The 3,739-nt window shown below is 49.0% G+C and carries 1 tRNA gene and 2 rRNA genes (1 of these 3 only partly in view); all 3 read left to right on the top strand.

The features are described 5' to 3' along the window. The first annotated feature begins 113 nt into the window (after positions 1-113). Positions 114-1,661: ribosomal RNA gene (locus HMPREF1517_RS07480) — 16S ribosomal RNA — on the top strand. Between the two features lie 54 nt (positions 1,662-1,715). Then, positions 1,716-1,788 (top strand) — tRNA-Ala (locus HMPREF1517_RS07475). Between the two features lie 146 nt (positions 1,789-1,934). Next, a 23S ribosomal RNA gene (locus HMPREF1517_RS07470) occupies positions 1,935-3,739 on the top strand; it runs 1,095 nt beyond the window's last position. Together the 16S and 23S rRNA genes with 1 tRNA gene alongside form the textbook arrangement of a ribosomal RNA operon.

The raw sequence follows: 3,739 nt of genomic DNA, 5'->3' as shown, positions 1-3,739 counted from the left end.
TGAATAAGAAACCAAGTGCAGGGTTATGATAGAAGAAATTATAACCTGTCAATTTACAAGAATAAATCGTCAGATGACGGTAATGAGTTAACGCTCGAACAATTATTAAAGATTTTAATGAGAGTTTGATCCTGGCTCAGGACGAACGCTGGCGGCGTGCCTAATACATGCAAGTAGAACGCTGAAGAGAGGAGCTTGCTCTTCTTGGATGAGTTGCGAACGGGTGAGTAACGCGTAGGTAACCTGCCTTGTAGCGGGGGATAACTATTGGAAACGATAGCTAATACCGCATAACAATGGATGACACATGTCATTTATTTGAAAGGGGCAATTGCTCCACTACAAGATGGACCTGCGTTGTATTAGCTAGTAGGTGAGGTAACGGCTCACCTAGGCGACGATACATAGCCGACCTGAGAGGGTGATCGGCCACACTGGGACTGAGACACGGCCCAGACTCCTACGGGAGGCAGCAGTAGGGAATCTTCGGCAATGGGGGCAACCCTGACCGAGCAACGCCGCGTGAGTGAAGAAGGTTTTCGGATCGTAAAGCTCTGTTGTAAGTCAAGAACGAGTGTGAGAGTGGAAAGTTCACACTGTGACGGTAGCTTACCAGAAAGGGACGGCTAACTACGTGCCAGCAGCCGCGGTAATACGTAGGTCCCGAGCGTTGTCCGGATTTATTGGGCGTAAAGCGAGCGCAGGCGGTTTGATAAGTCTGAAGTTAAAGGCTGTGGCTCAACCATAGTTCGCTTTGGAAACTGTCAAACTTGAGTGCAGAAGGGGAGAGTGGAATTCCATGTGTAGCGGTGAAATGCGTAGATATATGGAGGAACACCGGTGGCGAAAGCGGCTCTCTGGTCTGTAACTGACGCTGAGGCTCGAAAGCGTGGGGAGCGAACAGGATTAGATACCCTGGTAGTCCACGCCGTAAACGATGAGTGCTAGGTGTTGGATCCTTTCCGGGATTCAGTGCCGCAGCTAACGCATTAAGCACTCCGCCTGGGGAGTACGACCGCAAGGTTGAAACTCAAAGGAATTGACGGGGGCCCGCACAAGCGGTGGAGCATGTGGTTTAATTCGAAGCAACGCGAAGAACCTTACCAGGTCTTGACATCCCGATGCTATTTCTAGAGATAGAAAGTTACTTCGGTACATCGGTGACAGGTGGTGCATGGTTGTCGTCAGCTCGTGTCGTGAGATGTTGGGTTAAGTCCCGCAACGAGCGCAACCCCTATTGTTAGTTGCCATCATTCAGTTGGGCACTCTAGCGAGACTGCCGGTAATAAACCGGAGGAAGGTGGGGATGACGTCAAATCATCATGCCCCTTATGACCTGGGCTACACACGTGCTACAATGGTTGGTACAACGAGTTGCGAGTCGGTGACGGCAAGCTAATCTCTTAAAGCCAATCTCAGTTCGGATTGTAGGCTGCAACTCGCCTACATGAAGTCGGAATCGCTAGTAATCGCGGATCAGCACGCCGCGGTGAATACGTTCCCGGGCCTTGTACACACCGCCCGTCACACCACGAGAGTTTGTAACACCCGAAGTCGGTGAGGTAACCTTTTGGAGCCAGCCGCCTAAGGTGGGATAGATGATTGGGGTGAAGTCGTAACAAGGTAGCCGTATCGGAAGGTGCGGCTGGATCACCTCCTTTCTAAGGAAAAACGGAATGTACTTGAGTTTCTTATTTAGTTTTGAGAGGTCTTGTGGGGCCTTAGCTCAGCTGGGAGAGCGCCTGCTTTGCACGCAGGAGGTCAGCGGTTCGATCCCGCTAGGCTCCATTGAATCGAAAGATTCAAGTATTGTCCATTGAAAATTGAATATCTATATCAAATTCCATATGTAATTAATTACATATAGATAGTAACAAGAAAATAAACCGAAACGCTGTGAATATTTAATGAGTTAGGTCGAAAGACCAAAATAAGGTTAAGTTAATAAGGGCGCACGGTGGATGCCTTGGCACTAGAAGCCGATGAAGGACGTGACTAACGACGAAATGCTTTGGGGAGCTGTAAGTGAGCAATGATCCAGAGATGTCCGAATGGGGGAACCCGGCAGGTAATGCCTGTCACTCATTACTGTTAAGGTAATGTAGAGGAAGACGCAGTGAACTGAAACATCTAAGTAGCTGCAGGAAGAGAAAGCAAAAGCGATTGCCTTAGTAGCGGCGAGCGAAACGGCAAGAGGGCAAACCGAAGAGTTTACTCTTCGGGGTTGTAGGACTGCAACGTGGACTTAAAGATTATAGAAGAACTACCTGGGAAGGTAGGCCAAAGAGAGTAATAGCCTCGTATTCGAAATAGTCTTTATACCTAGCAGTATCCTGAGTACGGCGAGACACGAGAAATCTCGTCGGAATCCGGGAGGACCATCTCCCAACCCTAAATACTCTCTAGTGACCGATAGTGAACCAGTACCGTGAGGGAAAGGTGAAAAGCACCCCGGGAGGGGAGTGAAATAGAACCTGAAACCGTGTGCCTACAACAAGTTCGAGCCCGTTAATGGGTGAGAGCGTGCCTTTTGTAGAATGAACCGGCGAGTTACGATATGATGCGAGGTTAAGTTGAAGAGACGGAGCCGTAGGGAAACCGAGTCTTAATAGGGCGCATTAGTATCATGTCGTAGACCCGAAACCATGTGACCTACCCATGAGCAGGTTGAAGGTGAGGTAAAACTCACTGGAGGACCGAACCAGGGCACGTTGAAAAGTGCTTGGATGACTTGTGGGTAGCGGAGAAATTCCAAACGAACTTGGAGATAGCTGGTTCTCTCCGAAATAGCTTTAGGGCTAGCGTCGATGTTAAGTCTCTTGGAGGTAGAGCACTGTTTGGGTGAGGGGTCCATCCCGGATTACCAATCTCAGATAAACTCCGAATGCCAACGAGATATAATCGGCAGTCAGACTGCGAGTGCTAAGATCCGTAGTCGAAAGGGAAACAGCCCAGACCACCAGCTAAGGTCCCAAAATATATGTTAAGTGGAAAAGGATGTGGGGTTGCACAGACAACTAGGATGTTAGCTTAGAAGCAGCTATTCATTCAAAGAGTGCGTAATAGCTCACTAGTCGAGTGACCCTGCGCCGAAAATGTACCGGGGCTAAAACATATTACCGAAGCTGTGGATACCTTTATAGGTATGGTAGGAGAGCGTTCTATGTGCGAAGAAGGTGTACCGTGAGGAGTGCTGGAGCGCATAGAAGTGAGAATGCCGGTATGAGTAGCGAAAGACAGGTGAGAATCCTGTCCACCGTAAGACTAAGGTTTCCAGGGGAAGGCTCGTCCGCCCTGGGTTAGTCGGGACCTAAGGAGAGACCGAAAGGTGTATCCGATGGACAACAGGTTGATATTCCTGTACTAGAGTATATAGTGATGGAGGGACGCAGTAGGCTAACTAAACCAGACGATTGGAAGTGTCTGGCCAAGCAGTGAGGTGTGATATGAGTCAAATGCTTATATCTATAACATTGAGCTGTGATGGGGAGCGAAGTTTAGTAGCGAAGTTAGTGATGTCACACTGCCAAGAAAAGCTTCTAGCGTTAATTATACTCTACCCGTACCGCAAACCGACACAGGTAGTCGAGGCGAGTAGCCTCAGGTGAGCGAGAGAACTCTCGTTAAGGAACTCGGCAAAATGGCCCCGTAACTTCGGGAGAAGGGGCGCTGACTTATGGTCAGCCGCAGTGAATAGGCCCAAGCAACTGTTTATCAAAAACACAGCTCTCTGCTAAAT

Source organism: Streptococcus sp. ACS2 (genome assembly GCF_000525585.1).
GTDB lineage: Bacteria > Bacillota > Bacilli > Lactobacillales > Streptococcaceae > Streptococcus.
This window is presented reverse-complemented; position numbering and strand designations above follow the sequence as displayed.